Source organism: Dinghuibacter silviterrae, from assembly GCF_004366355.1.
Lineage (GTDB): Bacteria > Bacteroidota > Bacteroidia > Chitinophagales > Chitinophagaceae > Dinghuibacter > Dinghuibacter silviterrae.
The window spans coordinates 3,907,828-3,932,083 of the sequence record NZ_SODV01000001.1; the positions used below are offsets into that span (position 1 = coordinate 3,907,828).

The window sequence follows — 24,256 nt, forward strand, 5'->3', positions numbered from 1 at the left end:
TACGTGACTGACTATCATCTGATTGAGGGGCGGACCGGTGAAAAAGGTGCCCGCTTTCGATACAACGTTTGTTCGGTAGTGTGCAAACGTTGGAATTCCGGGACCAACGGTCACGATCGCGCCTTGCTTTTTCAATATCTTGCCCCCCTTATGAAGCGATACTTGCCGTTGTTCCTGCTGCTGGCTGCCTGCCACACCACACCCTCCCGCGTGTTGATCTTATCTTTTTCCCAAACCGAAGGACATCCCGACAGCGTCCGGCTGATCAAGACCCTGGACTCGATGAAGGTCCGCCTGGACACCACCACCGATCCCACCCGCTTTACAGACAGTACCCTGACCCGTTATACCGCCGTCGTGCTGTTGGACGCGGACGGGGACATGTTGCCCTTTGCCAGCCGTGTCGCCCTGAAGCGTTTCCTGGAAGCAGGAGGCGGGTTAATCCGCCTCGGCCATAATGGCGTCACGGACTACGACTGGAACTGGTACAAACGCCTCATTAAAGGGGACCATCCTTACGGGGACCGGGTATACAATGCTGACACCCTCTTCAAAAGAGACAGCCTCGCCCGCGTGTTCCATGCGGTGGACGGGCTGAACTACGGCAGGACGACCACGGTGTATCCGCCGGTCGAAGCCCATTTCAAAAAGGTGCCCCTCGTCCAGGGGCAGATCTTCGAACCCACGGAAATGACGGTCCTGCCCAATCTGGACGTTCTTTTCCTTCAAAGAAGGGGTGAAGTGATGTTGTACAAAAACGCCACCCACCAGCTCAAACAGGCGGGACTCCTGGGCGTCTATTTCCATACCGACAAACCCGGCGTGAACGTGGAAGAGGGGATGCTCGGGCTTTGCAAAGACCCCGACTATGCGGAGAACCACTGGGTATACATCTACTACAGCGTACTCGACAGCCCGTTCAACCGGTTGTCGCGTTTTACTTTTGCAAACGATACCCTGGACCCCGCGACGGAAAAACCCATCCTGGAGGTCCATACCACCCGGGATATATGTTGCCATACGGGTGGATCCATCGCGTTTAACCACGACGGCCTGCTCTTTCTGTCCACGGGGGACAATTCCACGCCCTTTGACAAAGGCGGCGCCCGTTTTGTCAGCCATGGTTTTGCCCCGCTGGACCAGGTTCCCGGCGACCAGCAATACGACGCGGAACGTTCGGCCGGCAACACCAACGACCTCCGCGGGAAGATCCTCCGCATCCGTGTGCACAATGACGGCAGTTATACCATTCCCGAAGGAAACCTTTTTAAACCGGGCACGCCCAATACCCGGCCCGAGATCTATGTCATGGGAGACCGCAATCCTTACCGGATCTCCGTGGACCAGGCCAACAGCTTCCTATACTGGGGCGAGGTCGGACCCGACGCCGGCAGCGACAGCCTCGGCACCCGCGGCCCCAGGGGATACGACGAATACAACCAGGCCCGCGCCGCCGGGAACTTTGGCTGGCCGTTTTTTGTCGGCAACAACCTGGCGTACCACGCCTACGATTATACCAACGGTGTTCCCGGCCCCGCCTTCGATCCGCAACACCCCCGGAATACGTCCCCCAACAATACCGGTCTGACGGACCTGCCTCCCGCCCAAAACGCGTTTATTTGGTATCCTTACGGGAATTCCCCCGAATTCCCCGAAGTCGGAAACGGCGGCCGGACCGCCATGGCCGGACCGGTGTACCACTGCGACGACTACCCCGAAGAAACCCGCTATCCTTCGTATTACGACGGCAAATTGTTTATCTACGAATGGATGCGCGATTGGATGATGGCCGTCACCATGAACGATAAGGGTGACCTCATGGAAATGGAGCCCTTTTTGCCCAAACTGCCCATACACCATTGCATCGACCTCGAAGTGGGGCCCGACGGGCGGTTCTACATGCTGGAATATGGGACGGGGTGGTTTACAAAAAATCCCGATGCCGGGCTTTACCGGCTTGACTACGATACTTCTTTTAGCGCCACCGGCGACGTCGCGTCCCCGGACGGTACCCTGGCCAGCAACAACCCGGTCATCCAGACGGGCCGAGCGCTTGTCCAAAACCTCGACTGCAAAAGCTGTCACCAGGAAAACGGCAAGTCCATCGGCCCTTCGTTCCTACAGGTATCCGAAAAGTATGCGGATCACACCGACGTCGACACCTACCTCACCCAAAAGGTCATCCGGGGCGGCAGCGGTGTCTGGGGTGATGTAGCGATGGCGGCCCACCCTGATATAAACAAGGACGACCTCCACAAGGTTATTCAGTACATTCTCGCGTTGTCGGGGGAAAAGAAGGGGGGCAAATGAGGTACGCGTTGCTGTTATGCTGTCTGCTGCGCGTGTGCTTCGCGCAGACCTTGCATGGCCGCGTCACCGGCGCGCATGGCGAGCCTGTGGCGGGGGCCACCGTACGGGTGTTGAATACGGTCGTGGAGGCCACTACGGGGGCGGACGGCAGGTTCACGCTGGCCGTGGGCGCCGCTGCGGGGGGCGTGGGGCGCACCGCCAAAGCGCCTCCGGATGGCGCCGCCCGACGCGATGCGGCTTCGACCGCGCGCCTCACCCTCTATGTCACTGCTCCGGGCTACGCCTCCCGTATCGTTTCCGGCGACTCGCTCGATATATCGCTGGCCCCGGCCATCCGGCAACTCGATGATATCGTAGTTAGTGCAGGGAAAAAGGAAGAAAACTCCCGGGACCTTCCCCTGAGCCTCACCACCCTGAACGCCGCCGCAGCGGAGCGCCTTTGGGCGATGGAAGACCTGCGCGACGAGGTATCGAACCTTTACGCTGCGGGGCCCGGCGATGGAAGAGATGTGATCTCTATCCGGGGCGTCACCAGCACGTCGTATGATCCCGCCGTCACCACCTATGTGGACGGCGTAAGCGCCATGAGCCTCAAAAGCTATATCCCCCAGCTTTTTGACGTGGACCGGATCGAGGTCCTGAAAGGGCCGCAGGGGACGCTTTATGGGCGTAACGCACTCGGCGGTGTCATCAACGTCATCACACGCCCGCCCACCGGCGAACGAAAAGCTTTTGTGGAAGCCGACCTGGGCAACTATGACCAGCAACGGTATTCGGCGGGGCTGCAACTGCCGGTCGTGCGCGACCGGTTGTTCCTGTCCGCCGCTGTCTTATACGAAGGCCGCCACGGTTTTTACACCAACGACTATACCCATACCGACTTCGACCGCCAGCACCGTTTCGGCGGGAACTATGCGCTGCGCTACCTGGCTGGGAACCATTGGTCTGTGGAAGGTACCTTCAAACACCTGGAGAACCGCAACAACGGCGCCTTTCCGCTGATGGCGACGCCAGGGATGGTCCTGGCCCATCCCTATCATGTCGACCAGAATGCCGTCACCACGATGGTGGACAATACCGTGAATGCGTCGCTGGCGGCACGGTACGCGGGGCCGCGCTTTACCTTTAGCACGCAAACAGCCTATGCTTCCAATTATCGCATCTATCAACAGCCGATCGACGGGGATTTTTCGCCGGTGGATGCCATCACCCTCATCAACAACTATGGGAAGCCTTGGAACAAGGTCAGCAACGTGACTGAGGAGCTGCGCTTTGGGAGCGCGGCGGCCGCGCGAGGCCTCAAAGCCGGCGGCTGGGATTGGACAGCCGGTCTGTACGGCTTTTACCAAGACGTCCCCACTAAACAAGGCACCCACTATGGAAAGGACGCCGCCCTGGTCGGTTCGCCAGACAGCAACTATGCGATCGTCGACAACTCCACGCAATACGGTGCAGGGCTGGCCGCTTACGGGCAGGTTACCCGTCACCTGGCCCACGGGTGGAGTATGACCGCAGGGTTGCGGTATGATTATGAGCACAACCATGAACGGGTATACGGCGCATACGTGCCGGACGGCGGCAGCGCGAGCACGATCCAACCCGATACCGCGGCGAACGCTTCTTATGGTGCCTTTTCCCCCATGGGCGCGATCGCCAAAACGCTTGACCCGCACACCAGCGCCTACGCCCGCTATGCGCGGGGCTACCGCACGGGAGGGCTTACCGCCATCAGCGGGGATCCTACCCAGCCGCCTTTGTATCCCTACAAACCCGAATACAGCAACAACTGGGAAGCAGGCGTAAAAGGAGCATACGGACGGGTCACCGCCGACATCGCCCTTTTCTATTGCGTCATCAACGACGTCCAGGTACCCACGCTCGAACTCCCGGCGGGCGTGACCGTGACAAAGAACGCGGGCCGGCTGGAAAGCCGGGGTCTCGACGCCGACGTTCAGGCGCTCCTCGCGACCGGGCTGCGGTTGACGTATGGCTTTGGCTTGACCCACGCGACGTATGACAAACTCGACCTGTCGCAAAACGGGAGCGCCGAGGATCTTAAAGGCAAGACGCAGGTCTTTACGCCGGATATGACGTCCAACCTGGGGTTGCAGTACACGGTAAAACTGGATTCCAAATGGAGCGCGCATATAAGGGGCGAGTGGATCTATCGCGGCCGTCAGTACTTCGACCTGGCCAATAAGATCGAGCAGGGCGCTTACCAGGTCGTCAACGCCGGCGCGGGTGTTGCCTACGGCGACGTCACCCTGGAAGGGTGGGCGAGAAACCTGTCCAAAACACGGTACATCGCCTACGCGTACGACTTCGGCGCGACGCACCTGGGGGACCCATGTACTTATGGCGTTACGCTTCGGTGGGCAGGTAGATTATAGTATCTTTGGCCGATGGGCGTCTATCTTTATCTGCTGCTGTTGTTGCCATCCTCTTCCGGCAATCCCATTTTTCCCGGTTGGTACGCCGACCCCGAGACCGCGGTCTACGGGCACACCTACTGGATCTATCCCACCTATTCCGCCCGGTATAACGACCAGGTGTTTTTTGATGCTTTTTCCTCCACCGATCTGGTACACTGGCAAAAACATCCGCATATCCTGGACACCACCTCCGTCCGCTGGGCCAAACGCGCGATGTGGGCCCCGGCCATCGCGAAGAAAGACGGGAAGTATTATTTCTTCTTTGGCGCCAACGACATCCAGAACGATACTTCTCTTGGCGGGATAGGTGTGGCCGTGGCCGATCGCCCCGGGGGACCCTACCGCGACTACCTCGGCAAGCCGCTGATCGGCGTTTTTCACAACGGCGCCCAACCTATCGATCAGGCGGTATTCCAGGACAAGGACGGAAGCTGGTATATGATCTATGGAGGTTGGGGGCATTGTAACATTGCAAAGCTCAAGGACGACTTTACGGGGTTTGCGTCGGCGTTTAAGGAAATCACCCCCGAACACTACGTGGAAGGCCCCTATATGATCTACCGGAAGGGCAAGTACTACTTTATGTGGTCCGAGGGTGGTTGGACGGGTCCTGACTATTCGGTCGCTTATGCCATGGCAGACAGCCCCATGGGCCCCTTCAAACGCATCGGCAAAATCCTTCAGCAGGATATGGCCGTGGCCACGGGCGCGGGTCACCACAGCATCCTTCACATCCCCGGAACCGATGACTATTACATCGTCTATCACCGCCGGCCGCTGGGTGAAACCGACGCGAACCATCGCGTCGTGTGTATCGACAAGATGGAGTTTGCGCCGGACGGGACCATAAAGCCGGTGAAGATTACCATGGAAGGGGTGGCGCCGCGGCCGCTATAGAATCGTCAGATCCTTCAACCGGTACGCCTGCAAATTCGGGTGATCCGGGGGTAACTCCGTGACCAGATAGTCCACCTCGTCTATATCGGCGATCTTCATTTGCATCGTCGAGTCGAGCTTTTCGCTGATGGCCAGGATGGCCACTTTTTCCGCAGCCTTGATCATGGCTTTTTTCACCTGTATGGTTTCCCAGTCGGAATCGGTCAGCCCGGCGACCTGATCGATGGCGTTGGTGCCCATGATGCAGAGGTCCGCCTTGATGCCCGCGAGGTATTCGAATACTTCGCCACTGACGGTCATCTGGCTATAGGCCGAGACCTGTCCGCCGATCATGATGGTGCGGATCATGGGTTTGTCGAGCAATTCGACCGCGGTCAGCACATTGACGGTAATAAAAGTAGCGCGCAATGTGGGTGGGATCCTTTTGATGAATTCGCGGATCGTCGTACCGCCGCCGGCGAGGATGATGATGTCGTCTTTCAGCAGAGAGAGGACCTTATCCGCGATGACGGCCTTGCTCTTTTGGGCGTAGGTTTCGGCCTCGTGCCCGTAGTGATAGGCGGCGGACATGACGCCTCCTTTGATGCGGATGACTTTGCCTTCCTCCGCAAGTTCGTTGATGTCCCGGCGGATGGTATCCTCGGAGACGTCGATCAATGCTACGAGGTCATTGAACATCAGACGCGTATGGATGTTGACTTGTCTTAGGATCAAGTCTTTCCGCTCTTTTTTGGGGAGCGCCGGCACGGCGGTGCCACCGTTGATCTTTGTCTTTGCCATCGTGTTGGTAAATCTACACTATCCGGCGAAATTACAAATACCGCCAAATTTTTGCAGCAATATTTGCAATTAATCCCAAAATGATTACTTTAGTTGCAATATTTGCAAATTCTACTCAGGCTTGATTTTCTAACGTAAACCTTAACCTTCCATGCTTACAACCAAACTAACTGCGCTGGGCAGCGCCCTTGCCTGCTGCCTGCTGGCCTGTACGATGGGTTTCGGCCAGGGCCACGCCGTCCAGGTCAAAGGAACCGTCAAAGGGAGTGCCGACGGTACGAACCTGGCGGGCACCACGGTCACCCTCGACAAAGAGGTGGCTACGGTGACGGATGCCGCGGGTCATTTTTCCTTGACTATCCCCGCTGCAAAAAGTGCAAAAACCATTCGGCTTACGATCAGCTCCGTGGGTTTTGTGACGAGGGTTGTGACCCTGGAACCGGGTCAAACCGACGTAAACGTCGTGCTCGACGTCAGCCGCTCCACCCTCAACGAAGTCGTGGTGACGGCGCTGGGGATCAACCGGCAAAAACGGTCCCTGGGCTATGCCATGACGACCGTGGCGGGGAACGAATTCACCCAGGCCCGCGAAAACAACGTCGCCAACGCGCTGACGGGGAAAATCGCCGGGGTCAATGCCGTCGGTTTGTCCACGGGGCCCGGCGGCTCCAGCCGCGTCACGATCAGGGGCAACGGCTCGCTGGTCGGTGACAACCAGCCTTTGTACGTCATTAACGGGATGCCCATCGACAATTCCGTACCGGGGGGCGCCCCTACCGCAAACGGGATCACGTTCAACATCGACCGCGGGGATGGGATCGCGGACATCAACCCCGATGACATCGAATCGATCAGCGTCCTTAAAGGCGGGACTGCCGCGGCCTTGTACGGTTCCCGCGCCAGCAACGGGGTCATCCTCATTACGACCAAAAAGGGTCGTGCACAAAAGGGGATAGGCGTCGACTACAACACGACCGCGACCTTTCAAAACGTAGCCGTGGTGCCCGACTTTCAGTATACCTACGGACAAGGCATCAACGGCGTCATGCCGACGACCCTTGCTGCCGCACAGGCTTCCGGCAGAAGGTCCTGGGGTGCACCGATCGACGGTTCCACCAACTATGTCGGTGTCGACGGCAAAACCCATCCGTACACCGCAAAAAAAGACAACTATAAAAATTATTACCAGACGGGCTCTGCTTACACCAACACGCTTGCTTTGGTGGGGGGCGGGGACGTGGCCACGTACCGCTTCTCGGCCTCCGACCTCAGCAGCAAAGGCATCCTTCCGAACACGACCTACAGCCGGAAGACATTCAACCTTTCGGTCGACGCCAAACTGGGCAGCCGTATTACCCTGGAAGGCCTCGCCCAGTACAACCAGGAGATCGGACACGACCGGACCGGGGCGGGGGACGCATTGGGAAATCCCAACTGGACGCCGCTTGAAATCGCCAACACGGCCGACGTACGCTGGCTAAAACCGGGGTTCGACGCGAACGGCAACGAGACCATCTGGAACGACGCTGCCATCGCGTCCAACGGGTATTTCGTGATCAACAAGTGGAAGGAAGACGACACCAAAAACCGCTTTATCGGGCAGGCCTCTATCGCCTACCGGTTGTTGCAGGACCTCGTCGTGAAGGGCACGATCAGCCAGGACTTTTACAACTATAATTTTACCGACATCGTACCCACGGGGACGTTGTACGTGCCCCAGGGGCAATACCAGGGGATCAAATCCGATGTCAACGAAACCAACAGTCTGCTTACCGCTACCTATCATCATACATTCCTGCAAAAACTGGGGGTCAACGTGCTTGCGGGCGCCAACAGCCGGAAGTTCCAGAACAGCCAGCTGACCATGACCGGGGCCGGTTTTACGATCCCTTACTTTTATAGTTTCGCGAACCTGTCTTCGTCTTCCGTCGCACCGTATACCGCGCACACTGCCACCAATTCGGTGTTCGGGTCCGTCGACCTGGACTGGAACAGCCTGTTTTACCTGACCCTGACGGGGCGCCAGGATTGGTTTTCCACGCTCAGTCCGCAACACAACCGTATTTTTTACCCCAGCATCGGGGGCAGCTTTATTTTATCAGACGCTGTCAAGCTCCCGGAGGTGTTCAACCAGGTCAGCCTGAGGGGCTCCTGGGCACAGGTCGGCGGGGGCGAACCCACGCCGTATTCGATCAACCTGAGCTACAGCAACGTCCCCAGTTCCGGCCAGCCGCTGCTCAACGTCACCCCCGATCCTACCGCGGGGACCAATGTCATCTCCAATCCCAACCTGAAACCCTTTACCTCCACCACGACCGAGGCGGGGCTGGCGCTTTCCCTGCTCAAAAGCCGGCTGGGGCTCGACCTGACCTGGTATGACCGGAAGACCACCAACGACATCGTCAACACGGCCATCTCCACGACCTCCGGGTACAGCAACGCCATCCTCAACATCGGGGAGCTGGACAACAAGGGCGTTGAAGTGTTGGTCACGGGCACGCCTATACGCTCCGCCAACTTCAGCTGGGACGTGAGCTACAACGTCGCCTACAACAACAACAAGGTCATCCAGCTCGCCCCCGGTCTGAACTCCATCCAACTCGCGACGTCGGTGGGGGGCTGGGCCTTCCTGGACAATATCGTGGGCAAACCCTTCGGCACCCTCGTCGGCACGAGCATGCTCCGGGACGCCAAGGGCGACACCGTTTTCAACGCCAATACCAAAGAACCCGTCGTCGGCCCCCTGCACCCGCTGGGCAACAGCGTGGCGCCCCTGACCATGGGACTGACCAACGAGTTTCACTACAAACGTTTTGGGTTGAGCTTCCTGCTGGACGGCAAATTCGGGAACAAGGTCTTTTCCATCTTCGAGCTCTACGCGACGCGGATGGGCAAGCTCAAGACCACCCTGGCCGGACGGGCGGGCGGCCTCACGGTTCACGGCGTCGACCAGAACGGGGATGCCTTTAGCAATACCGTGTTGCTCAATCCCACGAGCGGTCTTGCCTTAAGTTCCTATTACGACAACTATAAGACGTATTCCGACTTGTTTCTCCATGATGGGAGCTTTGTAAAGCTGCGGCAGGTGATTTTTTCCTATAATATTCCCGTCAGCCGCGTTCCGTTGGTGCGGATACAGTCCGCCAACGTCTCGTTTGTCGCCCGGAACCTCCTCATCCTTTATCGGAAGACGCGGAATTTCGACCCCGAGCAAAGCTTTACCAACAGCAGCAGCCAGGGTTTCGAATCCATCGGGTTGCCGAACACGCGTTCCTACGGTCTGAACCTGGCCGTCAAGTTCTAACTCCAAAACTTATTTTATTATGCGCTTGTCTATATTTTCTGTGTTGCTGGTTCTTGGCGCGTCCTCGTGTACCAAGAATTTCACGACCCTCAATACAAACCCCGACGCCACGTCCACGCCTGTCCCTTCCCTCCTTTTTACAAAGGCGCTCTATGACGGTATGGGGAATGGCCAGGGCATTTACGGAAGCAGCACCGCCGACTTCCTGTTGGGTACGATGCAGTACACCACGAGCTATAACGACGTAGCGGGGTGGGGGTCCAAATACGTTTCCAGCCAGATTTCCCAGTCGTATACAATGTTTAACGCGGCCTATCCCGACGAGATCAACGAGCTCGGGATCGTCCTGAAAACGCTCCGTAACGACACCGCACACGTCAATCTTTACGCGGAGGCGCGCATCTGGCGGGTGTATTGTTTCAGCCGCCTGACCGACCTCTATGGCGATATACCCTATTCCCAGGCCGGTTTGGGGTATGATTCCTCAGTATACAAACCTGCGTACGATTCCCAACAGTCCATCTATATGGACATGTTCAATGAATTGTCCGGCGCTATTGCGAGCATGGATGTGTCGAAAACGACGTATGGCGCCGCCGACCTGATCTATGGCGGCAATACCGTGGAATGGACAAAATTTGCCTACTCCCTGATGCTCCGGCTCGGGATGCGGCTGACCAATGTCGATCCCGCCACCGCACAGACCTGGGTCACTAAAGCAATCGCCGGGGGTGTCATCACCGCCGATGCCGACATTGCAAAGATGCCCTACATCGCCACCGGTCAGAAGATCAACCAGAACTCGCTGGTGCTCGACCTTTGGTCAAACGACTATATCGCCCAGAACGGGAATACCAACACCGAGGGCGGTAAATACCAGGCGGTCTGGATCGATTCCCTCTTAGCCTACAACGACCCCCGGCTACCCGTGCTCTCCGTCGTCTGGGTCAATGGACAGCCCGATACCGCCGTATCCGTTCAGCAAGGCATGTCCCCCGACATCAACAACGTCAAACCCGCCAACTTCGTCACCTACTCCGAACCCAACCCCGCCACGGTTTTGTTGCTGGGGTCGCCAAAGCTCGTTTTTACCGCCGCGGAATCCGATTTCCTGCTCGCCGAAGCCGCCCTCCGGGGTTGGTATACCGGCGCCACCGCCGCCGCGTTGTATCAAAACGGGATCGCCGCCGCCATGCGCCAGTGGGGCATCATCGCGCCAGGCGCAGGTACCATCCCCACGGCCCAGATCAACGCCTATATCGCCGCCCACCCGCTCAATACCGCGGGTACGATGGCCCAGCAAATGCAACAGATCTATACCCAATTCTGGTTTGGCATTTTCCCGGACGCCCAGGAAGTGTTTGCCACGTATCGCCGCACCGGTTACCCGGCACTGGTACCCAATAATTATCCGGGCAACGTCACGGGCGGCCAGATCTTCAGAAGGATGGAGTATCCGCTCTCCGAGCAAAACCTGAACGCCGCCTCTTATGCCGCGGCGATCGCGCGCCAGGGGCCGGATGATTTTTTGACCCATATATGGTGGGATAAATAAAAGCTAGCAATATATGAACGCAGACGAGCGATTTCTTACCCTGGGGCTAAGCCTTCCACCGGCCCCGGCCCCTTTGGGTGTCTACAAACCTTTTTTGATCGATGGCAAGTACCTCTACCTATCCGGTCACGGCCCCGTGCAAGACGACAAAACGCTGATCATCGGCCGGATCGGCCGCGACCTCGACCCCGACCAGGGCAAGCTGGCCGCCCGCCAGGTCGGGCTCACTATGTTGTCCACCATCCGCACCCACGTCGGCCCCCTTCACCAGGTCAAACGCGTGCTCAAGGTCCTCGGGATGGTCAACTGCACCCCCGAATTCGAACGGCATCCTTTTGTCATCAACGGCTGCAGCGAACTTTTCGCTTCCGTCTGGGGCGAGGAGCACGGGATCGGGGTCCGCAGCGCCGTCGGTTTTGGGTCCTTACCCGACAACATTCCTGTCGAAATTGAAGCTATATTTGAATTGCAATGACAGCAGCCTTCGGTGAATTACTGCTTCGCCTGCACAGCAGCGACGCCAGGCGTTTCCTCCAAAGTGACGCTTATAACGCCTATTACGCCGGGGCGGAAGCCAACGTGGGGGTACTCCTGTCGCGGCTGGGCGTCCCCGTCCGGTACATCACCCGCCTCCCCGAAAACGACCTGGCCAGGGCGGGTGTCGAACAGCTCCGGGCACACGGCATCGACACCGGTCACATCCTTTACGGCGGTGACCGGCTGGGCGTATATTTCACCGAACAGGGCAACGGCATCCGGCCGACCCGTGTCATTTATGACAGGGCCGGTTCCTCCTACGCCGGTCTGCAACCCGGCATGATCGACTGGGCTTCCTGTTTCGAAGGCGTCTCCCACTTCCATTGGTCCGGCATCGCCGCCGCGGTGTCCCAGGGCGCCGCCGACGCCTGCCGTGAAGCGTTGGTCCGGGCCGACGAAAAAGGAATCGTCATCAGCTGCGACTTCAACTACCGGTCCATGTTGTGGAAGTACGGCAAACACCCCCGGGAGGTCATGGGCGACCTGTTGCCCTTTAGCCGCATCGCCGTGGCCGACCTCGATTCCGTCAATGTATACTGCGGCATAGACACCGACCGCGAGGCCGGTTTTGAAGACCGTTTCGTCCAATGCGTCCAGGCGCTGCATAGCGTGTTCCCATCCCTTCAAACCCTCGCTATGAGCTTCCGGCGGCATCAGACGTATTCGGGGGCGCTTTGGCACAAGGACGGCTACTTCTTTGCGCCCGGTTACGACCTGCCGTATGTCACCGATCCCATCGGCGCCGGGGACGCCTTTACCGGGGGATTGTTGTATGGGATCATGAACGGGCTGCCTGGTCTTAACATCATCCAATTCGCCACTGCCTGCGGCGCCCTTAAACAAAGCATCGTCGGGGACTGGGCCATCCTCAACCTGGCGGAGATAGAACACTTTATCCAAAGCGGCCTGTCCGGCCGCGTCATCCGTTAATTATGTTTACAATAGACGCCCACCTTGACCTTAGCATGAATGCCCTGGAGTGGAACCGTGACCTCCGAACCTCCGTGGCCGCCCTGCGCCTCCGCGAAAAGGGGTTGTTTGATAAACCTGACCGGGGGCTTGGTACGGTTTCCCTGCCTGCCCTCCGGGAGGGGCAGGTCGGGCTCGTGGTGGCTACGCAGATTGGGCGATTTGTGGCGCCGGATAATCCCTTACCGGGGTGGCATTCGCCCGCCCAGGCTTGGGCGCAGACGCAGGGGCAGCTGGCGTGGTATAAAGCGATGGAGGACGAGGGGGAAATGGTGATGATCCGCGATGCGGCTTCTCTGGAGGCGCACGTGGCGCGGTGGCTGTCCGGTTCTCCCGGCCTCCCCATCGGCTACATCCTCAGCCTCGAAGGCGCCGACTCCATAGTCACGCTCGACCACCTGCACCGCGCCCACGCGTACGGCCTCCGGGCGCTGGGGCCCGCCCACTACGGCCCCGGACGTTATGCCAACGGCACCGACGCCACCGGGCACCTGAATGCCGAAGGCAAGGCGCTGCTGCGCGAGATGGCGCAGTTGGGTATCATCCTCGACGCGACGCACCTCTGCGACGACGCCTTCTGGGACGCCATGGACCTCTACCACGGCCCCGTCTGGGCCAGCCACAACAACTGCCGCGCGCTGGTCGATCACAACCGCCAGTTCAGCGACGATATGATCCGCACGCTTGTTCAAAAGGGCGCGGTCATCGGCGGCGCCCTCGACGCCTGGATGATGGTCCCCGGGTGGGTGCGCGGGCGCTCCACACCGGAGGGCATGGGTTGCACCCTCGACAAGCTCATCGACCACATGGACCATATCTGCCAGATCGCGGGCAACGCGGAGCACATCGGTCTTGGCACCGACCTCGACGGGGCCTTTGGCAAGGAGCAATGCCCTGCGGACCTGGAGACCATCACGGACTTGAATAAAGTACCCGCGCTCCTGTCGAAACGGGGATATTCCGCCGCTGATATTGAAAATGTGATGCACGGGAACTGGTTGAGGTTCCTGCGGAAGGCGTGGGGCTAAGTCGTCAGCCCCACCATATTCCCTTCCGGATCGCTAAACCACGCAAACTTCCGTCCGTCCGGCAGCGGGAACGGCCCCACGACCTTCCGGCCACCGGCCGCTTCGATCTTTTGCAGGCTATCCTCTATATCCGCGGTTCGAATATAAAACAGCACGTACTGGTGGGGTTCGTGACCTAAGGCCGTGATATGGCCTTGTATCCCTTCCGGGCTTTGGGTATTCAGGAGTGAGGCCTGGGGAATGGGGGTCGGTGCCCACCCAAAGATCCCCGTATAAAAGGCGGTGGTCTTTTCCAGGTCGCGGCACCCGATTTCAAAGTGCACGACGGGATGTGTTGTGGTTGTGTTGCTCATGCCCCTAAAATAATACGGTTTACGGTTGTTTAAACCACTCCCCCGGCACATCCCGCGGCGCCGACCCGTTAAAGCTATAGCGCAACCGCAGTTTATATCCGCCACCGGCCTCGATAAACCGGAGGTCAAACGGATGCGCCCCCGCCTTCAGGGCCACCTGCCCGCTTCTTTCGCGGGCGCTGTGGTTGCCGTCATTATCCACGGTGGTATAAGGGCCGATATGCAACACGCCCCCGTCGTCGCAATTCAGGAAAAAGGTATAGATGCCGCCCTGCGGCACTTCGATGAAGCCGGTATAGTCGATCCCAAAAGCAGGCGCGTGCACCCAATCCGGGACCGCGATGGTATCGGTCGTAAAGGCGGTGTCGATTCGCGCCTCCATCATGCGCGCGGTGTTCTTAAACGAACCTGTATAGAAGTTGCAGGCCAGACCTGTTTGACCGCCAGTGGCGACCGGGTCCAGCAGCGCCTGCTGTGTAAAGTTCAGCGTATAGACATCCCCCCGCTCGCCGTTCCGCGAAAAGGCCGCCACCCGGAGTTGTTGGTTTGTCGTTACGGTATACGTGGCAGGCAGGGCAGGGGAGGAAACCACCGGCGCCGTCCCATCCGTCGTGTAACGAATCGTACAGCCCGGCAAAGGCGAAGGAATGGTCAGCGCATACGCATCTGTAAACACATAGTCGTTGAGCAACCCCTGAAGATCAGGAAGACGATAGTGAATATGCATCGCATCCATGCGCGCGTATTCCTTGCCGAGGCGTTGAAGGTAGTCCGTATATCGGGTCGTATCGTGTGTCCACAGGTTTTCCGCCAGGGCCGTCAACCGAGGCATCGTCATAAAGTCCGCCCGGGCTTCGGTCGGCACCATTTCCGTCCAGAGACAAGCCTGGGCGCCGACGGCCGGCGCCGTCCGGGAAGGGTTGAAGTGATACACATTGAACAGGTCGTATTGATCGGCGGGGCGATCAAAGTACAAAGGTTCCCCCGGCGCCATGATCACGGGATGACCCGCTGCTGCCGCTTTGGCCGGTGCGGCCGGTACCCAGGTGCGCCAGTACATCACCACCGCGCTGGGGCTGACGTCCCCTTCGATGATCTCGTCCCAGCCGATGAGCTTGCGGCCATTGGCGTTAAAAAACTTTTCCATCCGGTTGATAAAATAGCTCTGCAACCCCGGCAGGTCTTTAATCCCTTCTTTCGCCATCAACGCCTTGCACGCCGCCGATTTCGCCCAGTCCGAGCGGTCTACCTCGTCACCCCCGATGTGGATATAAGTGGAAGGGAAAATGGACATGATCTCCTTAAACACATTCTCGGCAAAGGTAAACGTGCTTTCGTTACACGGGCAGATGGGTTTCGTAAACAACGTCCCCCAGCTGTTTTCCCCGTTACACGTCAGGAAAGGATAGTTGTTGATCGCCGCCATCATGTGGCCCGGCATGTCGATTTCCGGGATGATGTCCACGTGCCGCGCCGCCGCATACGCAACGAGGGCCTTCATCTGCTCCTGCGTATAAAACCCGCCGTACAACGTCTTGCCGTCCTTGTGGATGATATGGCCCGGATCGATCGCCATGTCCGGGTTGTCCTTGCTGGCGCGCATACAAGCCGAATCCTGGTTGTTAAAGGTCCGCCACGCGCCCCGCTCCGTGAGCAAAGGATATTTTTTGATTTCTATCCGCCAGCCCTGGTCGTCCGAGAGGTGAAGGTGGAGCTTGTTCATCTTATACAACGCCAGGCGGTCGATCAATTTTTGCAGGTATTGTATGGAAAAAAAATGTCTCGACACATCCAGATGCATCCCCCTCCAGGCGTAGGTGGGGTAGTCGTCGATGTGCAGGCCGGGTAGGGGCGCCACCGACCCATCCGCGGGCAGCAGTTGCCGGATCGTCTCCACCGCATCAAAGGCCCCCTCGGCATCTTTGGCGCGGATCAAGACCGTTTTGCCGGTGATGTCCAGGACGTATTCCTCCGGGTTGCTGAGCGTGCTGTCGTGCGACAACCGGATGGCGCTTTGGTGCGACGCCGCACCGGCACCCTTTCCGGCAACGGTCACGTGTAGCAACTGAGCCAGGGCGGCGGCTTCGTGGGCGAACCACTTGTCTGCGACGATCGTGGTGTTCGTCCCGGGGGCAAAGTGCCCCTCATGCAGCGTCATGGTCTGCGGCGCAGGAATCAACACGGGTTGTGCGAACGCCCGTACGGCGAGCCCACCCAAAAGGATCATGGTCAAGGAAAACTTCATGCCGCGAAAATAGGTAAAAGCTACGGCTCGGGGCTGACTGCTGTCCAGCCGCCGTCCACGACAAGACATTGCCCGGTGATATGCCGGGCCGCATCGGACACCAGGAACAATACGGCTTCCGCAATATCGACGGTGGTGGCCGCCCGCCCCATGGGCGTGATCTCCGACCAGCGCCGTGCATACCCGGGGGTATCGAGGGTCCTGCTCGTGAGCGTGGCCCCCGGTGCGACGGCATTGACGTTGATCCCGTGCGGCGAGAGCTCGATCACCAGGCTCCGCGCCAGCATTTCGATGGCCGCCTTGCTCATGCCGTAGGCCGCCAGGTCCCGGTGCGCCTGGTGCCCCGTCACCGACGACATAAAGAGCAAAGAGCCGCCCCGTCCGCCGGTAATCATTTGCCGCGCCGCTGCCTGTGCAAGGAAAAAGGTCCCCGCCAGGTTTACCTTAAGCAATGCGTTAAAAGAGCTCAGTGGATAGTCCAGGAAGGGCCCGAACAAAGTGATCCCTGCATTAGGGATGGCAATGTCCAGGCGGCCATACGTCTCCACCGCGGTGTGGACGAGGTGTTCGATGACCGCTTCCTCCGAGGCGTCGCCCGGAACCGGGGTACACCGGCCGCCTTTGGCCGTGATGCGTTCCGCGGCTTCGTGCGCCAGGTTTTTGTCGACGTCGTTGAGGACGACGGAGGCGCCCTCGGCGGCCAGCCGGGAGGCGATTTCGAGGCCGATGCCTTGTCCGGCACCGGTGATCACGGCAGTTTTATCGCGAAATGGATGGGTCAAAGCAAATCTTGAAAATGAGGTGTCAATGTGTGTCTTGAAAACGGCGTATCAGTGTGAATCCTTTAGCACGGCGGCGCCGGAGCCTCCTACGAGGAAATCGAAGTCCGCGCCCGTATGCGCTTGCCCCACATGGTCAAGATACATCTTTACATACCCCCGGGTATACTCCGCCGGGGCCGGTGTCCAGGCCGCCCGGCGCGCCGCCAGCTCTTCCGGGGACACCAGGAGGTTAAGCGTTCGTGCCGGTATGTCGAGCGCGATGGTGTCTCCTTCCCGCACCAGCGCCAGCGTGCCGCCCACCGCCGATTCGGGGGAGACGTGAAGGACGACGGTGCCAAAGGCCGTCCCGCTCATTCGTCCGTCAGAAATCCGTACCATGTCGGTGATGCCTTCGGCCAACAGTTTTTTGGGCAACCCCATGTTGCCGACCTCCGGCATCCCCGGGTAACCTTTGGGTCCCACGCTTTTCAACACCAGGATACTATTCGCGTCTACCACCAGCGCAGGGTCGTCGATGCGCGCCTTATAGTCGTCGATGTTTTCAAAAACGACCGCCTTGCCGGTGTGTTGCAACAGGTGCGGGCTCGCCGCCGAAGGCTTGACCACCGCCCCATCCTCGCAGAGGTTCCCTTTCAGGACGATGATCCCCGACAAGGGGTTGAACGGCCTGTCCAGCGGGGCGATGACGTCCGGGTCCAGGGACGAAAAACGGGCGACGTTTTCCGCCACCGTCCGCCCGTTGACGGTCAATGCCTGTGTATGTAAGTGCGGCAGGAGCTCTTTCATGACCGCCGGAAGCCCCCCGGCGTAGTAGAGGTCTTCCATATAGTATTGACCTGACGGCTGTAGGTTCGCCAGTAGCGGGATCTTCTGGGACAACCGGTCGAAATCCGCCAGTTCCAGCGGCACCCCGATCCGCCCCGCAATGGCCAACAAATGCACCACGACATTGGAAGACCCCCCGATCGCCGCGTTGACACGGATCGCATTTTCAAAGGCTTCTCGTGTCAGGACCTGCGACAACCGCAGGTCTTCCCGCACCATCTCCACGATCCGCCGCCCGCTCAGTTGCGCCAGGACCTTCCGGCGCGCATCCGCCGCCGGGATCGCTGCGTTTTCGGGCAGCGAAAGCCCCAACGCTTCCACCATCGAAGCCATCGACGAAGCCGTCCCCATGACCGCACAATGTCCGCGGCTGCGGCACATCCCCGCCTCCGCTTCGTTCATTTCCTCTTCCGTCACCTGGGCCGACCGCAGCCCGTCCGTCAGCCGCCAGACATCGCTCGTGGCAATGTCCCTGCCCCGGAACTTCCCCGTCAGCATCGCCCCCCCGCTCACCACCAGCGCCGGCAGGTCCACGCTACACGCACCCATCACCAACGAGGGCGTTGTTTTGTCACAACCACACAACAACACCACCCCGTCCAGCGGGTTCGCGCGTATAGACTCCTCCACGTCCATGCTCGCCAGGTTGCGGTACAACATGGCCGTCGGTTTGATCAGGGTTTCCCCCAACGACATCACCGGAAATTCCAACGGGAAACCACCCGCCTGGAGCACCCCCCGTTTCACCGACTCTGCCAGTTCCCGGAAGTGCGCGTTGCAAGGCGTCAGCTCCGACCACGTATTACAAATACCGATGACCGGTTTGTCTTTAAACTCATCCGGGGGGAAGCCCTGGTTTTTCATCCAGGCGCGGTAGATGAAACCGTCTTTTCCTTTTTTGCCAAACCATTGGCTGCTGCGCAAGGGGTTCATGGAGCCAATTTAAGGTTTTTCTGCGTCGGGGCCGCCACCGCACCGCCGAGGCGCTCCGCGCCCGGCGCGGGGCCGCTCCGTCTCCGCGCGGGGCTGTGGGGCGCCGCGCCGTCTCCACGTGGGGGCCTTCCGCCTCGGCGAAGGCTCACTCCGTCCCCGTTTCCAGCAAGCGATAGAGCTCATCCAGGTTCGGTGAGAGGATCACCTCCGTCCTCCGGTTCAACTGCCGCCCCTCCGGGGTACTGTTCGTCTCCACCGGATCATACTGGCTGTGCCCCGAAGCAATGACCCGCGTCGGGTCTACTCCGTAGGTCTTCGTCAGAATGCGTACAATGGCGTTGGACCGCGATGTGCTCAGGTCCCAGTTGTCGATATAGCGGATGTGTATGGGTACGGAATCGGTATGTCCTTCGATGTCCACCGTAATGGAGGTGTCCTTGTTCAACGCTTCGGCCAGTTTTCCCAGCGCCAGCTTTCCCTTGGGGTTGACCACGGCGCTGCCGGAGGGGAACAAAAGACTTTCCTGCATGCTCACATAGACCTTGCCGTTTTTGACCGACACCGTAAGCTCGTTGGGGCTAAAACCCGTGAGCGCGTCGCCCATCCGTTTACGGATCTCCTGGGTGGCCCGCTTTTGCTGGTCCATCAGGGCCTGGAGGTGTTCGAGCTTCGCTTGTTGTTCCGCCAGTTGTTGCTGACTTTGGCCGAGCTGGTTTTGTTTGTTGGCTACGTCCGAGGAAAGCTGTCCCGCCTGTTTGTTCAAGTCGGAGACCTTATTATTGAGGTCGCTGATCTGTTGTTGCTGTTGCTGCGACTGCGATTCCAACTGGGCGATCTTTTGAGCCTGGGCGAGACTGTCCGCGCGAAGTGTGGCGTTGGCCTCCTGTGAAGCCCTGAACTTGCGCGTGGCGACACAGCCGCTTAGGAGCGCACCGGCGAAGAGAATGCATAACGTGCTTTTCATACGATTTTTGTTTGCGTTACCCCCTCTATGCAATATTTGGGCCAACGCCGTTGCCGTCGGTGCAGGCCGCGCCCGGCGCGGGGCGGCTTTCGGCCGCCGCCGGTGGCACCATTATTGCACCTTCGGGGATGGAACCAACCCCTTGACGACATGACGAGCATTCTTATCGAATCCGTAAAGGCCTTTTTTAACGAAGACCTGCGTCACCATATTTCCGTCCGCCTGGGAGAACACGACGAAGACGTTTATCTGGCCATGGGGGCCGCGCCCCCGGCCTTTTTAGCGGCACTATTGTACAGGACCGAACTGTCCGAAGGTCCCTTGTCATTTTATCACCTGGCCCACCAGGCCGTGGGACAGGACCTGTATGGGTGGCTCCGGGAATGGGACAACGGGACCGGTGGGCTTCTTGCCGGCAACGCCCTTTCCGCCACCGGGAGGGAGTATGTCCAAGCGGTGTTGGGAGAATATGCCGAACCCATGACGGAAGAGCTCGCCCGTTACGCGGGGGTAAAAAACGATACCGGCGCCTTCTTACTTGGTCTTTCGGCCTTTGCCGTGCTGGACGCGGCCGGGCGATACCTCCGCGAAGCCCATCTCGACGTAGCCGCCGCGACCCGCTGGCTTTGGGATCAGCGCGACGGCATCGTCCAGGCCCTCCCCAGCGGCTTGCGGGTGGCCCCCTCCTTAGGTCTTAAACGCCTGCCCGGCGCAGGCGATGTATCCTCCGCCCGGCGCAGCTCCCTGGTCTACGGCGTCATCGCCATCATCATCCTCGCCGGGCTCCTTTTTTACGTCTTCAAATCCTGCACCGGGGCACCGGCTTTTGGCCAGTGACATTTCCTATCTTGCGGCATGGCCTTTCTGCTGCTCAAGTTCGCGTACATCCTCTTGTTGTCCTTCGTGTATGGGGTGGGAGTGACGGCGTTGTTTTCCCGGCGCGCCGGCGATTCTTTTGCCCTGACGACCCTCACCGGGTTGATCACGCTCAACGTCTTCGTCAACTACCTGTCCCTTGTCCTGCCTATGGGAGGGCTGGCGAACGGGTTGGTTGCCGGGGGCGCCGTAGTGCTCGCGTACATTTTCCGCGTCAACATCTGGCAGACGTTGGCCATCGCCCGCGACCGTCTATCTTCCGTTCCCCGCGGACAAAAGGTCTTTTTCGGGGTGTGTGCGCTTTTTATCCTTTTTTTCTCCAGCCTACAGACCCTGACGTACGACGAAGGGCTTTACTATAGCCAGTTTATCCGTTGGATACGCGCTTACCCGGTCGTGCCGGGGCTGGCGAACCTCCATGACCGTTTTGGGTTTGATTCGGGGTGGCATGTGCTGGCGGCTTTGTTTAATTGGGGGATGCAATCGAACGCGATGAATGGGGCCTTGTATGTTCTCGTCGTGTTGTATTTGCTGGGGGGCGACCCGGCCGCGCCTGGCCGCTCCGCGGCGGCGACCGGCCATGGCGAGGGCGTCGCCGCGGCTCGCCCGGCGGCGCTCAGCCGCTTCCTCAAAGGCGGCCTGTTAGTGCTGATCCACATGCCCTGGGTGGGCGTCTACCACTGGATCGCGCCCGCCGCCGACCTCGTCGTGTTTTACCTGCTCGCTTTGCTCATCGTGCTTTGGGTTGAACACCTGGAGCGGGGGGACAGCCTGCCCGGCGCTTCCACCCTGGCCTGGATCATACCGGCCTATCTGCTGACCGTAAAACTGTCTGCGGCCCCCGCGCTCGTGCTCACGGTCTTTTTGGGGGTGCGTTTTTTAAAAGAACGCCGCTACCGGGCACTGGTGGGGCTGGCCGCCGTAAACCTGTTCGTTGTCCTGCCGTGGCTTGCCCGGAACGTTATCCTTAGCGGGTACCTGTTGTTCCCTTTCGAGCGCCTGGACCTGTTTGGGTTTGACTGGAAAGTACCGGTGGAAAAAGTAAAACAAACCCGCGACGCCATCGAAGCCTTCGGGTATCTCCGCAACAAAGTGTCTGCCACCGAAGTCTACACCCGGTGGGACCGGTTGCGGTTCTTGTTCCGGCACAATGTGCGCGTGTACGACTTTGTCATTCTCCTCGCGGTTCCGCTGTCACCCCTCGTCGTTTTTTGGAGGCGGAAAATCCTTCCGGCAGGTTGGGATGCCCTCTTTTTTTTCATCTGGGCCGGTGTCGCGTTCTGGTTCCTGCAGGCGCCGGATCCGCGGTTTGGGTATGGCTACCTCGCGCCGCTTTTTGTCCTCGTGGCCGCCCTGCTCGTGCGTTCCCGCGACCTCCGGTCGTGTTTTATGATCGCCGCCCTGGTGTGCATGGGGGCCAGCCTTTTGTTGTACCGGCACCTGAAGAACCAGCTCCTTGCGGAAGGTACGATCACTGAAAGTCCCCGGTCCGGTCACTGGATCTTGCCGCAACCTTACCCGGTTCCCGCGGTGGACACACATCAAACACCGTTTTTGTATTATACGCCTGAACGCCTGGATCTTTGCTGGGGCACCGACCTGCCATGCGCGGACCAGGTGCGGTGGGATATCCGCAGGCGCGGGGCCACGCTGAAAGAGGGGTTTGCGCCCGCGGGCCTCCAGGCCCTGGTGCTTCGCGCCGGAAAAGGCGCAAGCAGCGTGGAAGTCGCAGACCTCAACAAGGACAATATCCCCGACATAGCCGTCGCCAACGAAGAAGATTCCTCCGTCAGCATATTCTTAGGCGACGCCCAAGGCGGCTTTGCGCCCGCACCGGGTTCACCCTTCCCATGCGGGCCACACCCGAACGACCTGGCCATCGCCGACCTCAATGGCGACGGTCAGAAGGACCTGGGGATCGCCAATACCGAAGTGGGACAGCTTACCGTGTTGTTCGGAAACGGTAAGGGCCAATTCGGGAAAGCCCGGTCCTTCCCGGTGTATTCCAAACCCCACACACATGGCATTGCCATTGGGGACTTTAACGGGGACGGACACCCGGACCTGGCTACGGACAGTTGGGGGCTCAACCGGCTTAAATTGCTTTTTGGGGATGGACAGGGTAACTTCGGACACGAAGACTCCGTGCAGGTAGGGCTGCATCCGTACCAACGCCTGAGGAGCGCGGACGTCAATGGAGACGGAAAGGCCGACCTTGTGACGACCAACCTGGACGGGGACAATGTGAGTGTATTGCTGGGGAACGGCGACGGGACGTTCCGGAGCGCGCTTTATCCGGCGGGCAATATGCCTTTTGCGGTGGCCATCGGGGATGTCAATGGAGACGGGCATCCGGACCTCGCGGTGTGCGACGCCCCCTCGGTAACCACCGACAAAAGAGGACAGGATGGTCTGATGATCCTTCTCAGCGACGGACGGGGAAATTTCGTCACCACGGGTCCTTTTCCCACCGGCGCGGGACCCACCAGGGTCGCCATCGGCGATGTGGACGGGGATGGGATAGGGGATATTGCGGTGGCCAACTACAATGATGCGACGATCACGATTTACTTTATGGACAGGAACAGCGTGAAGGCGATCCGAACGGTGAAGGTGGGGAACCAGCCGGATGGGATCGCGATATTTGGAGGCAACATTGTGGTGGGGAACCAGGGGGACGGGACTGTCACGGTGCTGCGGGCGGCTCACCAATAATCCGCCCCCGCAAAAAACTCGCGGGGCGCCTTCCCGGTAAAAGCCCGGAAATCCTTTATAAAGTGCGCCTGGTCGAAAAAACCGGACGCGTAGGCCATCCGGGTGAGGCTGCCCGCTTTTGGATAGGTCGTGATCAGGTTTCGGAAACGGACGATGGAGGAAAATTGTTTGGGGGTGGCGCCGACGGCCTGGCGGAAACGTTTTTCGAAGGGGTCGCGGCTGAGCGGGATGTCGCGGAGCAGGGCACCGATCGGTAATTCGCCTTTGTCGGCCCTGATCTTGTGGACCACGGATGTGATCAGGCGGTCTTCCCGGGTGTCGTTGAGCCGGTCCGTCAAAAAGGATGCTACGACGGCTACGCGGGAAACGGCGTCCGTGGCTTCGTTCAGGCGTTCTTCAACCGCTTGTAGCAGGGAAGCCGGGACGAACGTGTCGAGGTTGATGCTTTGGCCAAAGAGTTCGTGAAAAGCGATGGGGAAAAAACTACGTGCGGCACCTTCGCGGAGGATCGCAAGAATGTTCCCGGTGCCTTGTTCATAGTGCAGGACGCGGGCGGTTTTCCGGAGACCGCTGATGACCAGGCGGGGGAGCGTGCCTTCTTCCGCGGTGTTGACCTCACCCGCGTAGCGAAAGGCCACGACGATCGAAGTGTCCGGCACCACCCGGTTGTCCATGGCCGACGCCGTATCCAGGACCAGGAAGGACCGGATATAGGGGCGCAGGACGGGGGTGGGCGCGAACAATTGCATAC

Annotated in this window: 17 protein-coding genes; 10 read left to right on the top strand and 7 right to left on the bottom strand. The window is 59.4% G+C overall.

The features are described 5' to 3' along the window. Window positions 1-150 precede the first annotated feature (150 nt). The 3 genes from EDB95_RS16860 to EDB95_RS16870 are packed head-to-tail and all read left to right on the top strand — an operon-like array spanning window position 151 to window position 5,639. Window positions 151-2,310, top strand: a complete 2,160-nt coding sequence (locus EDB95_RS16860) for a PQQ-dependent sugar dehydrogenase (protein WP_162852640.1) — start codon at window positions 151-153, stop codon at window positions 2,308-2,310. Next, window positions 2,307-4,700 carry a TonB-dependent receptor gene (locus EDB95_RS16865; RefSeq protein ID WP_133994969.1) on the top strand — a complete coding sequence of 798 codons (2,394 nt, stop codon included), beginning with the start codon at window positions 2,307-2,309 and terminating at the stop codon, window positions 4,698-4,700. Before EDB95_RS16860 ends, EDB95_RS16865 begins: the two co-directional genes overlap by 4 nt. Window positions 4,701-4,712: 12 nt before the next feature. After that, entirely contained in the window at window positions 4,713-5,639 is a 927-nt protein-coding gene (locus tag EDB95_RS16870) for a glycoside hydrolase family 43 protein (protein ID WP_133994970.1), read from the top strand. Here the strand turns inward: EDB95_RS16870 and EDB95_RS16875 are convergent. Further along, window positions 5,634-6,419, bottom strand: a complete 786-nt coding sequence (locus EDB95_RS16875; protein WP_133994971.1) for a DeoR/GlpR family DNA-binding transcription regulator — start codon at window positions 6,417-6,419, stop codon at window positions 5,634-5,636. The genes EDB95_RS16870 and EDB95_RS16875 overlap by 6 nt on opposite strands. A gap of 151 nt (window positions 6,420-6,570) precedes the next feature. On the opposite strand from EDB95_RS16875, the gene EDB95_RS16880 reads away from it, so the two are divergent. From EDB95_RS16880 to EDB95_RS16900, 5 genes are read left to right on the top strand one after another with little or no spacing between them, the layout of a single operon-like run. Next, window positions 6,571-9,723, top strand: coding sequence for a SusC/RagA family TonB-linked outer membrane protein (locus tag EDB95_RS16880; RefSeq protein ID WP_133994972.1), 3,153 nt, complete (start codon window positions 6,571-6,573; stop codon window positions 9,721-9,723). Between the two features lie 19 nt (window positions 9,724-9,742). Further along, window positions 9,743-11,278 (top strand): SusD/RagB family nutrient-binding outer membrane lipoprotein, encoded by a 1,536-nt coding sequence (locus EDB95_RS16885; protein ID WP_133994973.1) that lies wholly within the window; start codon window positions 9,743-9,745, stop codon window positions 11,276-11,278. Between the two features lie 13 nt (window positions 11,279-11,291). Beyond that, window positions 11,292-11,753, top strand: coding sequence for a RidA family protein (locus EDB95_RS16890; protein ID WP_133994974.1), 462 nt, complete (start codon window positions 11,292-11,294; stop codon window positions 11,751-11,753). After that, a complete protein-coding gene (locus EDB95_RS16895) occupies window positions 11,750-12,745 on the top strand; it encodes a sugar kinase (RefSeq protein WP_133994975.1) in 996 nt (331 codons plus the stop codon). The genes EDB95_RS16890 and EDB95_RS16895 overlap by 4 nt, the downstream gene beginning before the upstream one ends. Window positions 12,746-12,747: 2 nt before the next feature. Next, on the top strand, window positions 12,748-13,812 hold the full coding sequence (locus EDB95_RS16900) for a dipeptidase (protein WP_133994976.1): 1,065 nt from the start codon (window positions 12,748-12,750) through the stop codon (window positions 13,810-13,812). Here EDB95_RS16900 and EDB95_RS16905 read toward each other — a convergent pair. The 5 genes from EDB95_RS16905 to EDB95_RS16925 form a co-directional block, all read right to left on the bottom strand. Further along, a complete protein-coding gene (locus tag EDB95_RS16905) occupies window positions 13,809-14,165 on the bottom strand; it encodes a VOC family protein (RefSeq protein ID WP_133994977.1) in 357 nt (118 codons plus the stop codon). The genes EDB95_RS16900 and EDB95_RS16905 overlap by 4 nt on opposite strands. Before the next feature lie 19 nt (window positions 14,166-14,184). After that, on the bottom strand, window positions 14,185-16,410 hold the full coding sequence (locus EDB95_RS16910; protein ID WP_162852641.1) for a family 20 glycosylhydrolase: 2,226 nt from the start codon (window positions 16,408-16,410) through the stop codon (window positions 14,185-14,187). A gap of 20 nt (window positions 16,411-16,430) precedes the next feature. Then, on the bottom strand, window positions 16,431-17,192 hold the full coding sequence (locus EDB95_RS16915; protein ID WP_133994979.1) for an SDR family NAD(P)-dependent oxidoreductase: 762 nt from the start codon (window positions 17,190-17,192) through the stop codon (window positions 16,431-16,433). Between the two features lie 48 nt (window positions 17,193-17,240). Further along, a complete protein-coding gene (locus EDB95_RS16920; RefSeq protein WP_133994980.1) occupies window positions 17,241-18,950 on the bottom strand; it encodes an IlvD/Edd family dehydratase in 1,710 nt (569 codons plus the stop codon). Window positions 18,951-19,095: 145 nt separating this feature from the next. After that, window positions 19,096-19,914 carry an OmpA/MotB family protein gene (locus EDB95_RS16925; protein WP_133994981.1) on the bottom strand — a complete coding sequence of 273 codons (819 nt, stop codon included), beginning with the start codon at window positions 19,912-19,914 and terminating at the stop codon, window positions 19,096-19,098. A 150-nt stretch (window positions 19,915-20,064) separates the two neighbouring features. On the opposite strand from EDB95_RS16925, the gene EDB95_RS16930 reads away from it, so the two are divergent. Further along, window positions 20,065-20,751, top strand: a complete 687-nt coding sequence (locus tag EDB95_RS16930; RefSeq protein WP_133994982.1) for a DUF937 domain-containing protein — start codon at window positions 20,065-20,067, stop codon at window positions 20,749-20,751. An 18-nt stretch (window positions 20,752-20,769) separates the two neighbouring features. Further along, window positions 20,770-23,505 (top strand): LIC_10190 family membrane protein, encoded by a 2,736-nt coding sequence (locus EDB95_RS16935; protein WP_133994983.1) that lies wholly within the window; start codon window positions 20,770-20,772, stop codon window positions 23,503-23,505. Here the strand turns inward: EDB95_RS16935 and EDB95_RS16940 are convergent. After that, window positions 23,496-24,254: a helix-turn-helix domain-containing protein gene (locus EDB95_RS16940; RefSeq protein WP_133994984.1), complete on the bottom strand. Its 759-nt coding sequence runs from the start codon at window positions 24,252-24,254 to the stop codon at window positions 23,496-23,498. The genes EDB95_RS16935 and EDB95_RS16940 overlap by 10 nt on opposite strands. Between the last annotated feature and the right edge of the window lie 2 nt (window positions 24,255-24,256).

Excerpts from the sequence above, each read along its gene's own strand:
- EDB95_RS16860 (WP_162852640.1), top strand. The coding sequence starts at position 151 with ATGAAGCGATACTTGCCGTTGTTCCTGCTGCTGGCTGCCTGCCACACC.
- EDB95_RS16865 (WP_133994969.1), top strand. The coding sequence starts at position 2,307 with ATGAGGTACGCGTTGCTGTTATGCTGTCTGCTGCGCGTGTGCTTCGCG.
- EDB95_RS16870 (WP_133994970.1), top strand. The coding sequence starts at position 4,713 with ATGGGCGTCTATCTTTATCTGCTGCTGTTGTTGCCATCCTCTTCCGGC.
- EDB95_RS16875 (WP_133994971.1), bottom strand. The coding sequence starts at position 6,419 with ATGGCAAAGACAAAGATCAACGGTGGCACCGCCGTGCCGGCGCTCCCC.
- EDB95_RS16880 (WP_133994972.1), top strand. The coding sequence starts at position 6,571 with ATGCTTACAACCAAACTAACTGCGCTGGGCAGCGCCCTTGCCTGCTGC.
- EDB95_RS16885 (WP_133994973.1), top strand. The coding sequence starts at position 9,743 with ATGCGCTTGTCTATATTTTCTGTGTTGCTGGTTCTTGGCGCGTCCTCG.
- EDB95_RS16890 (WP_133994974.1), top strand. The coding sequence starts at position 11,292 with ATGAACGCAGACGAGCGATTTCTTACCCTGGGGCTAAGCCTTCCACCG.
- EDB95_RS16895 (WP_133994975.1), top strand. The coding sequence starts at position 11,750 with ATGACAGCAGCCTTCGGTGAATTACTGCTTCGCCTGCACAGCAGCGAC.
- EDB95_RS16900 (WP_133994976.1), top strand. The coding sequence starts at position 12,748 with ATGTTTACAATAGACGCCCACCTTGACCTTAGCATGAATGCCCTGGAG.
- EDB95_RS16905 (WP_133994977.1), bottom strand. The coding sequence starts at position 14,165 with ATGAGCAACACAACCACAACACATCCCGTCGTGCACTTTGAAATCGGG.
- EDB95_RS16910 (WP_162852641.1), bottom strand. The coding sequence starts at position 16,410 with ATGAAGTTTTCCTTGACCATGATCCTTTTGGGTGGGCTCGCCGTACGG.
- EDB95_RS16920 (WP_133994980.1), bottom strand. The coding sequence starts at position 18,950 with ATGAACCCCTTGCGCAGCAGCCAATGGTTTGGCAAAAAAGGAAAAGAC.
- EDB95_RS16925 (WP_133994981.1), bottom strand. The coding sequence starts at position 19,914 with ATGAAAAGCACGTTATGCATTCTCTTCGCCGGTGCGCTCCTAAGCGGC.
- EDB95_RS16930 (WP_133994982.1), top strand. The coding sequence starts at position 20,065 with ATGACGAGCATTCTTATCGAATCCGTAAAGGCCTTTTTTAACGAAGAC.
- EDB95_RS16935 (WP_133994983.1), top strand. The coding sequence starts at position 20,770 with ATGGCCTTTCTGCTGCTCAAGTTCGCGTACATCCTCTTGTTGTCCTTC.
- EDB95_RS16940 (WP_133994984.1), bottom strand. The coding sequence starts at position 24,254 with ATGCAATTGTTCGCGCCCACCCCCGTCCTGCGCCCCTATATCCGGTCC.